This is a genomic window from Bradyrhizobium sp. Kon58 (assembly GCF_055807455.1).
This window is the reverse complement of the sequence record NZ_JBVVOT010000009.1, coordinates 240,839-257,465: the sequence shown is the minus strand read 5'-3', so window position 1 is coordinate 257,465 and position 16,627 is coordinate 240,839. Positions and strand designations below refer to the sequence as shown.

Annotated in this window: 17 protein-coding genes; 4 read left to right on the top strand and 13 right to left on the bottom strand. The window is 64.0% G+C overall.

The window, feature by feature from the left end; all coding sequences use genetic code 11:
* Positions 1–85: 85 nt before the first annotated feature.
* Positions 86–730, bottom strand: a complete 645-nt coding sequence (locus tag AC0L20_RS18490; RefSeq protein WP_473290462.1) for a YqgE/AlgH family protein — start codon at positions 728–730, stop codon at positions 86–88.
* 142 nt (positions 731–872) lie between these two features.
* On the opposite strand from AC0L20_RS18490, the gene AC0L20_RS18485 reads away from it, so the two are divergent.
* From AC0L20_RS18485 to AC0L20_RS18475, 3 genes are all read left to right on the top strand, one after another.
* On the top strand, positions 873–1,712 hold the full coding sequence (locus AC0L20_RS18485) for a protein-disulfide reductase DsbD domain-containing protein (RefSeq protein WP_473290459.1): 840 nt from the start codon (positions 873–875) through the stop codon (positions 1,710–1,712).
* Positions 1,713–1,841: 129 nt separating this feature from the next.
* Positions 1,842–3,209: a flippase gene (locus AC0L20_RS18480; protein ID WP_473290457.1), complete on the top strand. Its 1,368-nt coding sequence runs from the start codon at positions 1,842–1,844 to the stop codon at positions 3,207–3,209.
* A 196-nt stretch (positions 3,210–3,405) separates the two neighbouring features.
* Entirely contained in the window at positions 3,406–4,230 is an 825-nt protein-coding gene (locus AC0L20_RS18475; protein WP_473290455.1) for a sulfite exporter TauE/SafE family protein, read from the top strand.
* Between the two features lie 132 nt (positions 4,231–4,362).
* On the opposite strand, the gene AC0L20_RS18470 is transcribed toward AC0L20_RS18475, so the two are convergent.
* From AC0L20_RS18470 to cysG, 12 genes are all read right to left on the bottom strand, one after another.
* Positions 4,363–5,151 (bottom strand): 3-hydroxybutyrate dehydrogenase, encoded by a 789-nt coding sequence (locus tag AC0L20_RS18470; protein ID WP_456766299.1) that lies wholly within the window; start codon positions 5,149–5,151, stop codon positions 4,363–4,365.
* 1 nt (position 5,152) lies between these two features.
* Entirely contained in the window at positions 5,153–6,328 is a 1,176-nt protein-coding gene (locus AC0L20_RS18465) for a DUF3734 domain-containing protein (RefSeq protein WP_473290450.1), read from the bottom strand.
* Positions 6,329–6,406: 78 nt separating this feature from the next.
* A complete protein-coding gene (locus AC0L20_RS18460; protein WP_473290448.1) occupies positions 6,407–6,910 on the bottom strand; it encodes a CAP domain-containing protein in 504 nt (167 codons plus the stop codon).
* A 91-nt stretch (positions 6,911–7,001) separates the two neighbouring features.
* Positions 7,002–8,039, bottom strand: coding sequence for a sulfate/molybdate ABC transporter ATP-binding protein (locus AC0L20_RS18455; RefSeq protein WP_473290446.1), 1,038 nt, complete (start codon positions 8,037–8,039; stop codon positions 7,002–7,004).
* Positions 8,029–8,940, bottom strand: coding sequence for a sulfate ABC transporter permease subunit CysW (gene cysW / locus AC0L20_RS18450; protein ID WP_473290444.1), 912 nt, complete (start codon positions 8,938–8,940; stop codon positions 8,029–8,031). The genes AC0L20_RS18455 and cysW overlap by 11 nt, the downstream gene beginning before the upstream one ends.
* A gap of 9 nt (positions 8,941–8,949) precedes the next feature.
* A complete protein-coding gene (cysT, locus tag AC0L20_RS18445; RefSeq protein WP_081747971.1) occupies positions 8,950–9,786 on the bottom strand; it encodes a sulfate ABC transporter permease subunit CysT in 837 nt (278 codons plus the stop codon).
* A 36-nt stretch (positions 9,787–9,822) separates the two neighbouring features.
* Complete coding sequence (locus tag AC0L20_RS18440; protein WP_473290442.1) at positions 9,823–10,824, bottom strand: sulfate ABC transporter substrate-binding protein; 1,002 nt, start codon at positions 10,822–10,824, stop codon at positions 9,823–9,825.
* Positions 10,825–10,948: 124 nt separating this feature from the next.
* Positions 10,949–11,680: a phosphoadenylyl-sulfate reductase gene (locus AC0L20_RS18435; RefSeq protein ID WP_473290440.1), complete on the bottom strand. Its 732-nt coding sequence runs from the start codon at positions 11,678–11,680 to the stop codon at positions 10,949–10,951.
* Complete coding sequence (locus tag AC0L20_RS18430) at positions 11,677–12,192, bottom strand: DUF934 domain-containing protein (RefSeq protein WP_018454648.1); 516 nt, start codon at positions 12,190–12,192, stop codon at positions 11,677–11,679. Before AC0L20_RS18430 ends, AC0L20_RS18435 begins: the two co-directional genes overlap by 4 nt.
* The gene (locus AC0L20_RS18425) at positions 12,179–13,834 is read right to left on the bottom strand and encodes a nitrite/sulfite reductase (protein ID WP_473290437.1); all 1,656 of its coding nucleotides are present in this window, start codon (positions 13,832–13,834) and stop codon (positions 12,179–12,181) included. Before AC0L20_RS18425 ends, AC0L20_RS18430 begins: the two co-directional genes overlap by 14 nt.
* A gap of 11 nt (positions 13,835–13,845) precedes the next feature.
* On the bottom strand, positions 13,846–14,163 hold the full coding sequence (locus AC0L20_RS18420; protein ID WP_473290435.1) for a DUF2849 domain-containing protein: 318 nt from the start codon (positions 14,161–14,163) through the stop codon (positions 13,846–13,848).
* Positions 14,160–15,584, bottom strand: a complete 1,425-nt coding sequence (gene cysG / locus AC0L20_RS18415) for a siroheme synthase CysG (RefSeq protein WP_473290433.1) — start codon at positions 15,582–15,584, stop codon at positions 14,160–14,162. The genes AC0L20_RS18420 and cysG overlap by 4 nt, the downstream gene beginning before the upstream one ends.
* 245 nt (positions 15,585–15,829) lie before the next feature.
* Here cysG and cysD point away from each other — a divergent pair, with 245 nt between their 5' ends.
* Positions 15,830–16,624, top strand: coding sequence for a sulfate adenylyltransferase subunit CysD (cysD, locus tag AC0L20_RS18410; protein WP_026232781.1), 795 nt, complete (start codon positions 15,830–15,832; stop codon positions 16,622–16,624).
* Positions 16,625–16,627: the final 3 nt, after the last annotated feature.

Here is a 16,627-nt window from a genome sequence, read left to right as displayed (position 1 = left end):
ACCCCGGCAGAGGCCTTCTCCTCTCAACTGTTGCACTTCGAGTGTGAATCCACCTCCTGGCTTTCGCCAGGACGACACTGAGGCGCTACGCGTGCCCCGCCTCGTTCGAGAGCATGCCGGGATCGATGCCGATCTTGCGCAGCGCGCGTCCGTATTTTTCGTCGACGTCGTCGCCGAAGATCAAATCCGAATCCGCGTCGCAATGCAGCCAGCCATTGCTCTGGATTTCGGTCTCGAGCTGGCCCGGCGCCCAGCCTGCATAGCCGAGCGCGAGGATGGCGTGCTTGGGGCCGGAGCCGTTGGCGATGGCGCGCAGGATGTCGACGGTCGCAGTGAGGCAGACGCCCTCGTCGATCCGGAGCGTCGCGTTCTCGATGTAGAAGTCGCTGGAATGCAGCACGAAGCCGCGGCCGGTATCGACCGGACCGCCGCGCAGCACCTTCATGCTTTCGGCATTCTCCGGCAGCTTGATGTGCTCGCCCTTGTTGATGATGCCGAGCTGCTGCAACAGCTCTGGGAAATCGATGCTGCCGGCCGGGTGGTTGACGATGATGCCCATCGCACCCTCGGCGGAGTGGGCGCAGAGATAGATCACCGAGCGCTCGAAGCGCTCGTCGCCCATCACGGGCATGGCGATCAACAGCTGGCCGTCGAGGTAGCCCGCCGAACTCGGGAGCGCGGGGGCTGACTTGCGGGTGCTTTCGCCCGTCCTCTTGCCTGTGGGAGCCATCGGTGAAGCACTCCGGTTTCAATTCCTATCCTGATGTCGGGCCGGGCCGCTGTCAAATCAAGGCTTGCAGGGCCCCGATTCAAGTGCATCCATCACAAGCAATTCAATGGTTTGCCGCGGGGTGACCCTGTAAAGACGTACCATGCTGACAAGAGTTCCCCTGCGTGCGGCGATTGGCGTCGCAACAACCCTGCTCGCGTCGTCGCTGGCGCTTGCAGCCTACGCCGACGATTCATCGCCATGGCAGCGCGACGGACATTCCGCGGTGCGGTTGCTGGCGGGATCGCGCAGCGGCGCCGTCCTGCTCGGCGGTATCGCCTTCCAGATCCAGCCCGGCTGGAAAACCTATTGGCGCATGCCGGGCGATTCCGGCGTTCCGCCGCGCTTCGATTTCTCGAAATCCGACAATGTCGAGGCGGTGACGGTGATGTGGCCGGCACCGCAGAAATTCGACGACGGCGCGGGCGGCCATTCGATCGGCTACCACGACCAGATCGTGCTGCCCCTGCGCATCATCGCCAAGGCGGCCGACAAGCCGGTGACGTTGCGCGCCGAGATCAATTATGCGGTGTGCGAAAAGCTTTGCATTCCGGTCGAGGCCCGCGCCGAACTCGGCTTCAACAGCGTCGCCTCGACCGAGGACGCCAATCTGCGTGCCGCACTCGACACCGTGCCCAAGCCTGCCACGATCGGCGATCCCAACCCGCTCACCATCCGCGACGTCAAGCGTGACGGGCCCAAGAATGTGGTGGTCGACGTGGTCGCGCCCGATGCGCGCACCGTCAATCTCTACGTGGAAGGCCCGACGCCCGATTGGGCGTTGCCGATCCCGGCACCGGTCGAGCCCAGCCCACCGGGCGTGAAGCGATTTTCTTTCGAGCTCGACGGACTGCCGCCGGGCGCCAAGCCCGACGGCGCAGCGCTGAAGTTCACGCTGGTCGGACCGGAGAAGTCGTACGAGTTCAATACCAATTTGGAGTGACTGATCGTCCTGGCGTTCGCCAGGACGATCTTTGATCCAACCGAATCTTAACGAATGGTTGCTAATTCCCAAGGCTAGCGCATCAAGCCTGCCGCAGCATGCGCGTGCGCGCCTCGGGGACCCTTCGAATTGGCCGTGATGGATGCAGAACCCGCAACGACCGGACCTGCCGGCCTCATCGCGCGCCTGCGCGAAAAATTGACGGGCGGGTCGAGCGAGGCATCGCTGACGCGGCGGCTGGCCGGCACCATCTTCGTCATCCGCGTGATCAGCGCCGGCCTTGCCTATTTCTCGCAGGTCCTGCTCGCGCGCTGGATGGGGACGTCGGACTACGGCGTTTATGTCTATGTCTGGACCTGGGTGCTGCTGCTCGGCAGCATGATGGACTTTGGCATCTCCGCCTCCGCGCAAAAAATCATTCCGGAATACCGCGCCCGTGGCGAGCATGCGCTGCTGCGCGGCTTTCTCTCGGGCAGCCGCTGGCTGACCTTTGCCGTTTCCGCACTGGTGTCGCTCGGCCTCGCCGGTCTCGTCAAATTGCTGTCACCCTTGATCGATCCGGCCGAAGAGCTGCCGCTTTATATCGGCTGCATGACCCTGCCCGCTTTCGTGGTCGCCAACACCCAGGACGGCATCGCGCGCTCGCATGACTGGATGCAGCTCGGCCTGATGCCGCAATTCATCATCCGCCAGACGCTGATCATCGGCATCACGGCCTGCGCCTTCCTGCTCGGCTATCATCTCGGTGCGGTCGCCGCGATGATCGCGAGTGCCGGCGCGGTGTGGATCGCGATGACCGGGCAGATGGTGGTGCTGAACCGCAAGCTCGCCGATCACATCGAGCCGGGCCCCAAGGCCTACGACGTCGGCGGCTGGCTCGCCGTCTCACTGCCGATCCTGCTGGTCGAAAGCTTCTATCTGCTGCTGTCCTATACCGACGTGCTGGTGCTTCAGCAGTTCCGCCCCTCCGACGAGGTCGGCGTCTATTTCGCCGTGGTGAAGACGCTGGCGCTGGTCTCGTTCATCCACTATGCGATGTCGGCAACGACCGCGCATCGCTTCGCCGAGTACAACGCTGCGGGCGACAAGGCGCGGCTGTCGGCTTACGTGGCCCACGCCATCAACTGGACGTTCTGGCCGTCGCTGGCGGCGACCATCGTGCTGCTCGCGCTCGGCAAGCCGCTGCTCTGGCTGTTCGGGCCGCAATTCGTGGTCGGCTACGACATCATGTTCGTCGCCGCGATCGGCCTCGTGGTGCGCTCCGCGATCGGCCCGGTCGAACGGCTGCTCAACATGCTCGGCCAGCAGAAGATCTGCGCGCTGGCCTATGCGCTGGCCTTTGCGATGAACCTGGTGCTCTGCATCGCGCTGGTGCCGCGCTTCGGCGGCCATGGTGCTGCGGCCGCGACCTCGATCTCGCTCAGTTTCGAGACGGTGCTGCTGTTCTGGATCGTGCGACAGCGGCTCGGCCTGCACGTGCTGGCGTTCGGAAAATAGGATCAGCGTCCCGCTCTTTCGCGCTTCCGCTGGGGAACAACCGTCTCGCGGCATGCTGATAGACGCGGCTAAACTCCTGCCAGTTTAAGAGTGACAGCACGATTTTTCTTATTACCCCCAAGTAGTTGCCCCGCAGGGAAAGTTTATTCTACGTCGTATTGCCCAACTGACGAGATGAACCTAAGATTCCCTGGACATGATCGACCCACTCTACGTCGCCTCCGGTTTCGGCGTCGGCCTGCTGGTCGGGATGACCGGCGTCGGCGGCGGTTCGTTGATGACGCCGCTGCTGATCCTGCTGTTCGGGATTCATCCATCGACCGCAGTCGGCACCGACCTGCTCTATGCCGCCGCCACCAAGACCGGCGGCAGCGTGGTGCATGGCTGGTCGCGCAGCGTGCACTGGCCGGCGGTGCTGCGGCTTGCCTGCGGCAGCCTTCCCGCGAGCGCGCTGACGCTGCTCATGCTGTGGAAGCTCGACCTCAAGAGCGACTCCGAGCGCAATCTCGTCAACCTCGTGCTCTGCTTCGCGCTGCTGCTGACCGCGACCTCGCTGATCTTCCGCAGATCGATCATGGAGCGCTATCGCCGGCGTCTGGAGCAGGTCGATGACCGCACCACCGCGATTGCGACGGTCGTCACCGGGATCGTGCTTGGTGTGCTGGTCTCGATTTCATCGGTCGGCGCCGGCGCGGTCGGCGTCACCGTTCTGCTGCTGCTCTATCCGCGCCTGCCGGTGGCGACCATCGTCGGCTCCGACATCGCCCATGCAGTCCCGCTGACGCTGATCGCCGGAATGGGGCACTGGGCGCTTGGCGACGTGGATTGGGGGCTGATGGGCGTGCTGCTGTTGGGCTCGCTGCCCGGTATCGTCATCGGCAGCTTTAGCGCGACACGCGTGCCCGAGACGGTGCTGCGCCTGACACTCGCCTGCGTGCTGTTCGTGGTCGCCGGCAAGATCATGTTCGCGGAGCTGCACCTGTCCTGGGCATTCGAGACGGCGCTGGCCTGGACGCACTGAACGAAAATGGCGTCGTCCAATATCATCTTGTAAGGTGGGCAAAGCGAAGCGTGCCCACCACTTTTCCTCATTCGAACAAGAATGGTGGGCACGGCGCTCACGCGCCTTTGCCCACCCTACGGCACCGCCGAACTACTCCGCGGTCCAGCCGCCGTCGATCGACAGGTTGGTGCCGGTGATCTGCGCGGCATCGTCGCCGCACAGGAACAGCGCGAGGGCTGCGACCTGCTCGGAGGTGACGAACTCCTTGGTGGGCTGCGCATCGAGCAGCACGTCGTTGATGACCTGGTCGCGGGTGAGGTTGCGGGCCTTCATGGTGTCGGGAATCTGCTTCTCCACCAGCGGCGTCCAGACATAGCCGGGGCTGATGCAGTTGCAGGTGATCTTGTGGGTCGCGACCTCCAGCGCCACGGTCTTGGTCAGGCCGGCGATGCCGTGCTTGGCCGAGACATAGGCCGACTTGAAGGGCGAGGCGACCAGCGAATGCGCGGAAGCGGTATTGATGATGCGGCCCCAGCCCTTCTTCTTCATGCCGGGGACGGCTGCGCGAATGGCATGGAAGGCCGAGGACAGGTTGATCGCGATGATCTGGTCCCATTTCTCCGGCGGGAATTCCTCGATCGGCGAGACGAACTGGATGCCGGCATTGTTGACGAGAATGTCGACCGAACCAAAGCTCTTCTCGCCAAGCGCGATCATCCCGGCGATCTCGGCCGGCTTGGTCATGTCGGCGGGCGAATAGACCGCCTTCACGCCGAAATCGGACTCGATCTTGGCGCGCTCCTTCTCGATGTCCTCCGGCGAGCCGAAGCCGTTGATGACGACATTGGCGCCGGCGGCGGCGAAGGCGCGCGCATAGGCAAGCCCGATGCCGCTGGTCGACCCGGTCACGACGGCGTTCTTGCCTGACAGACTACCCATATTACTCGCTCCTTTTTGGCGGGGGCGCAGTGACGTCCCCCGTGAGATCGTAGGTCACCATGGTCTCGCCGGATTGCGGCCGCTCGAGCCAGTCCTTGTGGCGCATCGACAGATGCACGTCACGCACGCCGGCTTCCCAGTGCTCGACCATGGCGACATGCGAAAAATCGTAATCCTTGGACGAGGATTCGTAGTTCTTGCTGCGGTAGATCAGGTGCACCACAGTCACGGTGCTTTCGCGCGATACCTTGGCAAGGAATTCCACGGAAGGGTCGTTCTTGAGATAATCGGGCAATTTGGAAATCAGGTCGCGCACGGCCCTGCGGGCGTTGTGCACCTGCTTGTTCTTGTCGGTGTTCATCCGCGTGCGGCTGGAGAAGCGGATGTCCTTCTCGCGCTCGGTCGCCTCGAGCAGCGAGGTCGGCAGATCGCCGCGGGCGCTGAACAGGTCGATCTGGAAGATCAGGAGGTCGCGGTCGGTCTCGGCGTCCAGCACGTAGTCGAGCGGCGTGTTGGAGGCGATGCCGCCGTCCCAATAATGCTCGCCATCGATCACGACGGACGGAAAGCCGGGCGGCAGCGCGCCGGAGGCCATGATGTGCTCGGGGCCGATTTTCTTGCCGAGCTTCCTGAACTCGAAATTGTCGAAATATTTGAAGTTGCCGGAGGTGACGCCGACCGCGCCGACCGACAGCCGCGTCTTCAGATCGTTGATGCGGTCGAAATCGACCAGGCGCTCCAGCGTCTTCTTCAGCGGTGCGGTGTCGTAATAGCTCTCGGCCTGCGGGCTGCCGGGCGGCCAGAGCGGCGCGGGCGGAATGCGCGGCGTGAAGAAGCCGGGCACGCCGAAGGTCGCGATCAATGCGGCGCTGGTCGAGTTGAACAGCTCGCGGCTGTGATCGCTCTTGCCGATCGGCTTCCACGGCACCGGCGCGGAGACCATCTCCCAGAATTCCTTCAGCCGCTTGACGCGCGTTTGCCCTTCGTTGCCGGCGATGATCGCGGCATTGACCGCGCCGATCGAGATGCCGGCGACCCAGTCCGGCTCGAAGCCGGCATGGCAGAGCGACTGATAGGCGCCGGCCTGATAGGAGCCGAGCGCGCCGCCACCCTGGAGGACCAGGACACGTTGCGCGTTCGCGGGGACTGTTGCGACTTCTGGACTATGATCGGTCATGCGGGAACAGTAGCAGATGGCGAGCGACCGTGGCGACAGTCTGCCGCGGCGTCAATGCATCCCGGGATCAAGTCTGGCTTATCGAGCGTCCGTCGAGGCCAGGATCATGGTCCAGAACACCTTGTATTTGGTGCCGGGAGCATAGCCCGCCGCGATGCCCAATTTTGTGACACCGCTCTTGAGCATGTTGGCGCGGTGCGGGGGCGAGTCGCGCCAGCCGGAAAACGCTTCCGCCAGCGTGTGATAGCCGGCCGAGACGTTCTCGACCGCAACGGTTGCCGGATAGCCGCCGGCGCTGAGGCGCTTGGCCAGCGGCGCGCGGACGTCATGGTCCATCTTGTTGGCCGCTGCCATGGCCTGGGACTGGGATTCGGCGAGACTCATCAGGGCAGGATCGATCACGACGGTGCCGAGCCCGTTGTTCTGACGGTATTGCGAGATCATGATCGCTGCCGCCTGCGCATCGAGCTTGGAGCCCGGAACGGACATATCGGCATACATCGAGGGCTGCTGGACCGGTGCCTCGTTGCCGGCGCAGCCGGCGAGCAGCAAAGTGATGAGTATTGCGGCCGCGGCGCGCATGAACAGGAGCCCCCAAAATCAGGGGCCGTTGTTGCATACCAACCGTGGCTGAAAGGTGAATATTGAGGAAAAATTGACCGGTTGGCCCCGCTTAGCCGCCCGCAAATATCCGGTAGCGCCGAGGCTCCAGGCCGATCGTGTCGCCGGCGCGCAGTTCCCTGCCGCGGGGAGCGTCGATCTCGATGGTCTCGCCGCCAGCGAGTGCCACCTCGGCTCGCTGCACGGGACCGAAATTCCGAACATGCCGCACGGCGCCCTCGAAGGCACCGCTGCCGGGCGGGCCGACCAGCATGTCGTGTCGCCGCACGAACAGTCTTGACGCGCCAGGCGCAAGGCCATCTGCCGCGAGCCGCAGCGGCCGGTCGCCGAGCGTGATGAGACCGTCCGCGATCAGCACCGGAAGCTCGATGGATTCGCCGATGAAGCTGTGGACGAACGCGGTCGCCGGGCTCTCATAGACGTCGTCGGGCGAGCCGATCTGCTCGATCTTGCCCTTGTCCATCACCACGACGCGGTTGGCGACTTCGAGTGCCTCCTCCTGGTCATGGGTGACGAAGATCGAGGTGACGTTGATCTCGTGGTGCAGCGAACGCAACCATTTGCGCAGCTCCTTGCGCACCTTGGCGTCGAGCGCGCCGAAGGGCTCGTCGAGCAGCAAGATGCGCGGCTCGATCGCGAGCGCGCGGGCCAGCGCGATGCGCTGGCGCTGGCCGCCGGAGAGCTGGCTCGGATAACGGTCGGCGAGCCAGTCCAGCTGCACCAGATCGAGCAGCTCCTTGACGCGCGCCCGGATGGTTGCTTCGTCCTTGCGGATCGCGCGCGGCTGCACGCGGAGCCCGAAGGCGACGTTCTCGAACACCGTCATGTGGCGGAACAGCGCGTAGTGCTGAAATACGAATCCGACGTGCCGCTCGCGGGCGCCCTGCGCCAGCGCGTCCTCGCCGTTGAAAGACACCTCACCGGAATCGGGCCAGTCGAGGCCGGCGATGATGCGCAGCAGCGTCGTTTTGCCCGAGCCGGACGGACCGAGCAGCGCGAGCAGCTCGCCGTCATTGACCTTGAGGTCGACGCCGTCGAGGGCTTTGAAGCTGCCGAACTTCTTGACGAGATTCCTGACTTCAATGCTCACTTGCGTCGTGTCCTTCGTCGAGGTGATTTTCCAGAACGGTCTTGGCGATCAGCGTGATCAGCGCCAGCATCGCCAGCAGCGAGGCGATCGCGAACGCCGCGACGAACTGGTATTCGTTGTAGAGAATCTCGACCAGCAGCGGCATCGTGTTGGTCTCGCCGCGGATATGGCCCGAGACCACGGAGACTGCGCCGAACTCACCCATCGCGCGCGCGTTGCAGAGCAGGACGCCGTAGAGCACGCCCCATTTGATGTTGGGCAGCGTGACACGGAAGAAGGTCTGCAGGCCCGAGGCGCCGAGCGAGATCGCGGCCTCCTCCTCCTGCGTGCCCTGCTCCTGCATCAGCGGGATCAACGCCCGCGCCACGAAGGGGAAGGTCACGAAGGTGGTCGCAAGCGCGATGCCGGGCACCGCGAACAGGATCTGGATGTCATGATCGCGCAGCCAGCCGCCGAAATAGCCCTGGGCGCCGAACAGCAGCACGAAGACGAGGCCCGAGATGACGGGGCTGACCGAGAATGGCAAATCGATCAGCGTGATCAGGAAGGTCTTGCCCGAGAATTCGAATTTTGCAATCGCCCAGGCCGCGACCAGGCCGAAGACGAGATTGAGGCCGACGGAAATTGCCGCAACCAACAGCGTCAACTTGATTGCGGACAGCGCCTCCGGGTCGGTCAGCGCGGCGAGATAAGCGAGGATTCCCTTCGAGAAGGCCTGCGCGAACACCACAACCAGCGGCAGCACGACGAAGACAGAGAGAAAGGTCATCGCCAGCGCGATGATGACGATGCGGACCGCGCGCGGTTCGGTGCGCAGATTGTTCCGCGCGGCCGCCGCATGCGCGCGTGCCTTGGCGTCGGGGGCCGAGAGCGAAACCGAATCTGCGATCTGCATCGTCATGATCCGCCCTCAGCGTGCCGGGATCCGGCTCTGCGCCCAGCGCTGGAGCCGGTTGACGGCAAAAATAATGACGAAGGACACGACGAGCATGACCACCGCGATGGCGGTCGCGTCGGCGTAGCGGAATTCGGAGAGGCGGATCACGATCAGCAGCGGCGCGATCTCGGAGACGTTGGGCAGATTGCCGGCGATGAAGATCACCGAGCCGTATTCGCCGACCGCGCGCGCAAAGGCGAGCGCGAGCCCCGTGAGCAGCGCCGGCCCGAGCGAGGGCAGGATCACGCGGATGATGGTCTGCCAGCGGCTCGCACCAAGGCTTCCTGCCGCCTCCTCGATCTCAGGATCGAGGTCCTGGAGCACCGGCTGCACCGTGCGCACCACGAAGGGGATGCCGATGAAGATCATGGCGACGAAGATGCCGACCGGTGTGAACGCCACCTTGATGCCGGCCGCCGCAAGCGGCGCGCCGAGCCAGCCCTTTTCGGCGAACAACGCGGTCAGCGCGACGCCGGCGACCGCCGTCGGCAGCGCAAAGGGCACGTCAACGATGGCATCGAACAGCCGCCTTCCCGGAAAGCGGTAGCGCACCAGCGCCCAGACGATGATGCTGCCCATCACGAGATTGACGCAGGCGGCCGCAAAGGCGAGGCCGAAGGACACGCGCAACGCATTCAGGGTGCGGCGGCTGGAGAGGATGTTCCAGAACTGCTCTGGGCTCAGCTCGAGCGATTTCAGGAACAGGCCGGCGAGCGGAATCAGGATGATGATCGACAGCCAGGACAGCGTCAGCCCCATGGTGAGACCGAAGCCCGGCAATGTCCGGCGTCGTGCTGCGATTGCGCTCACCAGGCCCCCTGTTTAAGCCCCGCCGACAGCGCCCGATCAGTTCTTGTAGATCTGATCGAAGACGCCGCCGTCGGCAAAATGTTCCTTCTGCGCCTTGGTCCAGCCGCCGAAAAGCTCGTCGATCGTGAACAGCTCGACCTTCGCGAAGGAGTTTTCGTGTTTCTTTGCAATCTCGGGATCGCGCGGACGATAGAAGTTGCGCGCCGCGATTTCCTGACCTTCCTTGGTATACCAATATTGCAGGTAGGCGTCGGCGGCGTTGCGGGTGCCTTTTTTATCGGCAACCTTGTCGACGATCGTGACCGGCGGTTCTGCCAGGATCGAGAGCGGCGGCGCCACGATCTCGAATTTCTCCGGACCGAATTCCTTGAGCGCCAGGTACGCCTCGTTCTCCCAAGCGAGCAGCACGTCGCCGACGCCGCGCTCGACAAAGGTCACGGTCGCGCCGCGCGCACCGGTATCGAGCACCGGCACCTGCTGATAGAGCTTTCCGATGAAATCCTTGGCTTTGTCCGCCGAGCCGTATTTCTTCTGCGCAAAGCCCCAGGCTGCCAGATAATTCCAGCGCGCGCCGCCTGACGTCTTCGGATTCGGCGTGATCACGGCGACGCCCGGCTTGAGCAGATCGTCCCAGTCCTTGATGCCCTTCGGATTGCCCTTGCGGACCAGAAACACGATGGTCGAGGTGTAGGGCGACGAATTCTGCGGCAACCGCTTCTGCCAGTCAGCCGTCGTGAGGCCTTTGCCCGCGATGGCGTCGATGTCGTAGGCGAGCGCAAGCGTCACCACGTCGGCCTGCAATCCGTCGATCACGGCACGCGCCTGCGAACCGCTGCCGCCATGCGACTGCTTGATCTCGACGCTTCTGCCGGTTTCCTTCTGATAGGCACTCGCGAACGCCTTGTTGAACTCGACATAGAGCTCGCGCGTCGGGTCATAGGATACGTTCAGCAGATTGATGTCGGCCGCGAGAGCCGAGCTTGCCAACAAGCCTGTCACGAGCAGTCCTGCAGCGAGCGGAACGATACGGCGCATCATGTCCATCTCCATTCACTTCGATGACGTCGGTGTCAGCGAAGACGTGCGGGCATAACTCGGGTCGAAATGCGCTTAAGTCAACGGAACCGGATTTTCTTGTTCGTAGCAGGGCAGCGTAACTTTGCTACGAAGTCTTCATCGTGTGGATGCCGCATTCCGTCTTGGCCCGGCCGCGCCAGCGACCGGCACGCTCATCCTCGCCCTCAGTCGTTCTGCTCGTGCAAGGCATACACCCAACCGACAGGAATCCCGACGCAACCAGCGGATGACGCGGCAATTTGGCGCGGGCGAAAATGGCCTCGAGTTCCTCGCGCGAAACATTGGCGAAGGGATTGAACTTCAACCGCGCACCGTCGTCCTCGACCACCGGAATGTCAGCGCGGGTACTGCCCTGGAAGCGCTTGCGGCCATTGAGCCAGGCGTCGAACGGTTTCAGCGCCCGCGCCAGCGGCTCGACCTTGCGGATACGGCAGCAGGCGTCAGGATCGGAGAACCAGAGGTCGCGGTCGGGATCCTCGCGCGACAGCGTCTCCTCGGCAGGCTTGATCGAGCGGACGTCCTTCAGGTCCAGCGTCGCGATCAGCGTGTCGCGATAGGTCAGCGTCTCCTCGAACAGCCAGCCGGTGTCGAGGAAGATCACCGGGATCGCCGGATCGACATCAGCCATGACCTTCAGCAGCGTCGCCGATTCCGTGCCGAAGGACGACACCAGCGCGAGCTTGTCGCGACCGACCGTCTTCAGTGCAGCAGTGATGATTTCAGCAGGCGAGGCATCGCGCAGGGCGCGATCGAGCTCCTGCGCCGAGGGCAGCGCAGAGCCGGATATGGGCGAAACCTGAGACGCGACTACGTTCACGTGCCGACTCCCTCGGAATGACGCAGTTGCATGCGCCGGTGCAGCGCCGTGATGCGGCCGTCACCGGTGGGCTGGTAGAACACCGAGTAGCGCTTCGCGGTCTGCATGAAGGCTTCCGCGTCGGCCTGCTTCTTGACGTCGAAGGAATCGAAGCCAGCGCGCAGCATGAACACGAACTGGTCCCGCAGGATCTGACCCGTCGCACGCAATTCGCCGCGGTAATTGTAGCGCTCGCGCAGCAGCCGCGCCTGGCTGTAAGCGCGTCCGTCGCGGAAGGTCGGGAACACCAGCGCGACGACGGCGATCTTGCCGAGATACGGCACCAGCTCGGCGATGTCGCGATTGTTCGGCCAGATCACGCCGACCTTGCCGGTCCGCTTGAGCAACGCATCCGCCTCGCCGACGAAGCGCTCGGCCGGCACCAGGATGTCGCCGCCCTCGGGCAGCGGCGTGTCGACGGCGAGCTTGACGAAGCTGTCGTCGGCGATCTTTCCGCCGTTAACGAGTGGCATAAACGCGCTCCTTGAAGGGTTCGACGCCGAGGCGTTTTACGGTATCCATGAACAGCTCTTCCGGCCGCTCGCGCAGTGCCAGATAGGCTTCCACGATGTCCTCGACGACGTCGGCGACCTCGTCGAACTTGACGCCGGGGCCGATCAGATTGCCGAGTGCGGCACTCTCGTCGGCGCGCCCGCCGATGGTGATCTGGTAGACCTCCTCGCCGTTCTTCTCGACGCCGAGAATGCCGATGTGACCGACATGGTGATGGCCGCAGGCGTTGATGCAGCCGGAAATGTTGATGTGGAGACGGCCGATCAGATTGGCCAGCTCGTGATTGGCGAAGCGCCGCGTCAATTCCTGCGCGATCGGGATAGAGCGCGCATTGGCCAGCGAGCAATAGTCGAGACCCGGGCAGGCGATGATGTCGGTGATCAGATTGACGTTCGGCGTCGCCAAGCCGAGCTTGTCGAGCGCCTTCCACAGCGCCGGCAGGTCGCGCTTGGCGACATGCGGCAAAGCGAGGTTCTGCTCGTGGCCGACGCGGATCTCACCGAAGGAGTATTTGTCGGCGAGATCGGCCAGTGCATCCATCTGCTCGGCGGTAGCATCGCCCGGAGGCGCGCCGATCGGCTTCAGCGAGATCGTGACGATGGAATAGCCCTGGACCTTGTGCGGAGCGACCGAGTTCTTGCGCCATGCCTCGAAATCGGGATCGGCCGCGGCCTGGCGCAGCTCGTCCGGCATGTGCGGCAGCTTCTCGTAGGCGGGATAGGTGAAGCGCGAGCGGATGTCCTCGACCACCTCGTCGTCGATCTGGAGCGAGGAGTTGCGGATGTGCTGCCACTCCTCCTCGACCTCGCGCGAGAATTTTTCGATGCCGAGCTCGTGCACCAGGATCTTGATGCGCGCCTTGTAGATATTGTCGCGGCGGCCGTACTGGTTGTAGACGCGCAGGATCGCTTCGATATAGCTGAGAATGTCGCGGCCATGCACGAAGTGCTTGATGGTCTTGCCGATGAACGGCGTGCGCCCAAGCCCGCCGCCGACCAGCACCTCGAAGCCGGTCTCGCCCTTCTCGTTCTTGATCAGCTTCAGCCCGATGTCGTGGATCTTGATCGCGGCGCGGTCGTGGTCCGACGCGGTGATCGCGATCTTGAACTTGCGCGGCAGGAACGAGAATTCCGGATGCAGCGTGGTGTGCTGGCGGATCAGCTCCGACCAGATGCGGGGATCCTCGATCTCGCCGGGCGCGACGCCGGCCCACTGGTCCGAGGTGACGTTGCGCATGTTGTTGCCGGAGGTCTGCATCGCATGGATGCCGACCTCGGCGAGATCGGCCAGCGCATCCGGCAATTCGGCGAGCTTGATCCAGTTGAACTGGATGTTCTGCCGCGTCGTGAAATGGCCGTAGCCGCGGTCGTATTTGCGTGCGACGTGGGCGAGCGCCCGCAGCTGGTTCGACGCCAGCGTCCCGTAGGGGATCGCGACGCGGAACATGTAGGCGTGCAGTTGCAGATAGACGCCGTTCTGCAGCCGCAGGATCTTGAACTCGTCCTCGGTGAGCTCGCCGGAGAGGCGGCGCTTCACCTGGTCGCGGAATTCCAAGACGCGCTCGTTGACGAGCGTGCGGTCGATTTCGTCGTAAGCGTACATGAGAGAATGCCTTAAACCTGAACCGGCTGTCCGATGGTGACGCCGGTGCGGCGGATCTGTTCGCGCAAATTGCCGGGTTCGATCTTGCCGTCGGCGCCGACCTGTACCGGGGCGATATAGGGACCGATCGCGCCCACGTCATCGGCCACGGATTCCGCAAGCAACGCTTTCGCCTCGTCGGAGTTGCGCACGATCGCAGCTTCCGAGAGGTCCGCGGACCAGCCCTTGGCGGCGGTGCGGTACACCACGATGCCGTCCCAGGTGCGATTGGCGGTCACGACCGAGGGGCCGGCGATTTTGATCTTCTTCTGTTCAAGCGGGGAGGTCATTCGGCTGCATCCAATAGGTCAGAGATGATTTGTTTTGGGGTTTGGCGGCGAAGCGAGCCGGCATGCCGGACCACATCGCCGATGATGAGAATGGCAGGGCCACCGTTGGTCCGCCGCACCAGCTCGGGCAGGTCGCGCAGCGTGCCGATCGCGCCTTGCGCATCGGGACGCGTGACGCGGGCGAACACGCCGACCGGCGTCTCCGGCGAACGGCCGGCGGCCAACAGGCCGGCGCGTATAGCGGGCGCAGCCGTCATGCCCATGTAGACCACAACGGTCATCCTGGCGTCGGTCAACGTCGACCAGTCCACGACGTCCGCGTCGCGCGCCTTGTGCGCGGTGAGGAAGGTAATGCGGGTTGCTTCGTGACGGTAGGTGAGCGGCACCTCGAAATCGGCGGCGCCACCAAGGCCTGCGGTAATGCCGGGAATGATCGAATAGGCAACGCCGGCATTACGCAGCGCTTCGACCTCTTCGCCGCCACGGCCGAACACGAAGGGATCGCCGCCCTTCAGCCGCACCACGCGCTGGCCGGATTGGGCGGCCTCGATCATGCGCTTGTTGATGGCGTCCTGCCCGATGCCGGGCTTGCCGACGCGGCGGCCGACCGGCACGCGCGTGGTGTCGCGGCGGATGCGGTCGAGAATTTCAGGCGAGACCAGCTCGTCATGGAAAACGATATCGGCATCCTGAAGCGCGCGCAGCGCCTTGATGGTGAGCAAATCCGGATCGCCGGGGCCGGCGCCGACCAGCGCGACCGAGCCTTCCGGCTTGTCGGCCCGCGCGAACGCGGATGGATCGGAAATCGCCTTGAGCGCCGCGTCCGCCTCGCCTTTGCGGCCGGCCAGAATGGCGGCGCCGATCGGGCCGTCGATGACGCGCTCCCAGAAGCGGCGGCGCAGCGGAAACTCGGCAATACGTTCGTTGATGGATTTGCGGAAGCCGCCGATGAACTCGGCGAGTTCGCCGATCCGCGCCGGCAGCAGCGCCTCGATCTTCTCGCGTACGCGCCGCGCCACGACCGGCGACGTGCCGCCAGTGCCGACGGCGACCACGACATCGCCGCGATCGACGATCGCCGGAAAGATGAAGCTGGAATGCTCGAGATCGTCCATGACATTGACCGGCAGCCCGAGCGCCTTGGCGCGGACCGACATCGCGACGCCGACATCGCCTGCGCCGGCGCAAACGACCGCGATGATTCCCGAGAGATCGGCGGTCAGCGGATCGGCCGCCGCAATGTCGATACGCGCGGCGTCCTCGGAGCTCAGGCCCAGGTCCTGATTGCCGTCGATCGCATGCACGCGGATGCGCGCACCGGCAGCGGCCAGCACGCGCAGCTTGGCGCGCAAAAGCTCACCCGCGCCGATGAGGACCACCGGACCGGCCTTGAGATCGAGGAACACCGGCAAGAACCGCATACGATACTCGCTCCCCCCAGATCCGGGGTTGACTGGAATTATTTTCTATATATGTGTCGTTTCGAGCGCGCAAAGAGAAAATTTTTTCTTCTCTTCTGCACCGCAACTATAGAATTTTCGCCTTCAAACGCAAAGTGGCAGAGATGCATCTTCTCAAGGACAATTCCACTGCTGACGGGCTGGGCAGCCCGGCCGCGGCCGAGCGCGCGCGCACGCAAGAATTTTCTGCTGATCTTGCCCCGAGCATGGACCATCTCGACCAGCTCGAGGCCCAGAGCATCTACATCTTCCGCGAAGCCTTCGGCCGCCTCAAGAAGATCGCCCTGCTATGGTCGCTCGGCAAGGACTCCAACGTCATGATCTGGCTGGCGCGCAAGGCGTTCTTCGGCCGTCTGCCGTTTCCGGCCCTCCATGTCGACACCGGCAAGAAGTTTCCGGAGATGTATCGCTTCCGCGATCACTACGGCAAGGAATGGGATCTCGATCTGCGTGTCGAGCCCTGCCCGCCGATTGATGCCGTCGACCCAACGCTGCCGCCGGCTGCCCGTTCCGCCGCGCGCAAGACCGAAGGCCTCAAGATGGCGCTCGCCAAATACGGTTTTGACGGCCTGATCGCCGGCATCCGCCGCGACGAGGAGGCGACGCGCGCCAAGGAGCGCGTGTTCTCGCCGCGCGGCCTGGAAGGCAATTGGGACGTGCGCGACCAGCCGCCGGAGTTCTGGGACCACTTCAACGCCTCGCCGCCGCAGGGCGCGCATTTGCGCATCCATCCGATCCTGCATTGGACCGAGTCCGATATCTGGGCCTACACCAAGCGCGAGAACATCCCGATCATCCCGTTGTATCTGTCGCAAAACGGCAAGCGCTATCGCTCGCTGGGTGATCAGGACATCACCAATCCGGTCGCCTCAAACGCGTCGACCATCGACGAAATCCTGATCGAGCTCGAGCAGACCAAGGTGCCGGAACGGTCCGGCCGTGCGCTCGACCACGAGACCGAGGACGCTTTCGAGCGCCTGCGCGTCGCCGGCTATCTCTGATCA

Coding starts and splice junctions, on each gene's coding strand:
- AC0L20_RS18490 (WP_473290462.1), bottom strand. CDS start 730: ATGGCTCCCACAGGCAAGAGGACGGGCGAAAGCACCCGCAAGTCAGCC.
- AC0L20_RS18485 (WP_473290459.1), top strand. CDS start 873: ATGCTGACAAGAGTTCCCCTGCGTGCGGCGATTGGCGTCGCAACAACC.
- AC0L20_RS18475 (WP_473290455.1), top strand. CDS start 3,406: ATGATCGACCCACTCTACGTCGCCTCCGGTTTCGGCGTCGGCCTGCTG.
- AC0L20_RS18470 (WP_456766299.1), bottom strand. CDS start 5,151: ATGGGTAGTCTGTCAGGCAAGAACGCCGTCGTGACCGGGTCGACCAGC.
- AC0L20_RS18465 (WP_473290450.1), bottom strand. CDS start 6,328: ATGACCGATCATAGTCCAGAAGTCGCAACAGTCCCCGCGAACGCGCAA.
- AC0L20_RS18460 (WP_473290448.1), bottom strand. CDS start 6,910: ATGCGCGCCGCGGCCGCAATACTCATCACTTTGCTGCTCGCCGGCTGC.
- cysW (WP_473290444.1), bottom strand. CDS start 8,940: ATGACGATGCAGATCGCAGATTCGGTTTCGCTCTCGGCCCCCGACGCC.
- AC0L20_RS18440 (WP_473290442.1), bottom strand. CDS start 10,824: ATGATGCGCCGTATCGTTCCGCTCGCTGCAGGACTGCTCGTGACAGGC.
- AC0L20_RS18430 (WP_018454648.1), bottom strand. CDS start 12,192: ATGCCACTCGTTAACGGCGGAAAGATCGCCGACGACAGCTTCGTCAAG.
- AC0L20_RS18425 (WP_473290437.1), bottom strand. CDS start 13,834: ATGTACGCTTACGACGAAATCGACCGCACGCTCGTCAACGAGCGCGTC.
- AC0L20_RS18420 (WP_473290435.1), bottom strand. CDS start 14,163: ATGACCTCCCCGCTTGAACAGAAGAAGATCAAAATCGCCGGCCCCTCG.
- cysG (WP_473290433.1), bottom strand. CDS start 15,584: ATGCGGTTCTTGCCGGTGTTCCTCGATCTCAAGGCCGGTCCGGTGGTC.
- cysD (WP_026232781.1), top strand. CDS start 15,830: ATGGACCATCTCGACCAGCTCGAGGCCCAGAGCATCTACATCTTCCGC.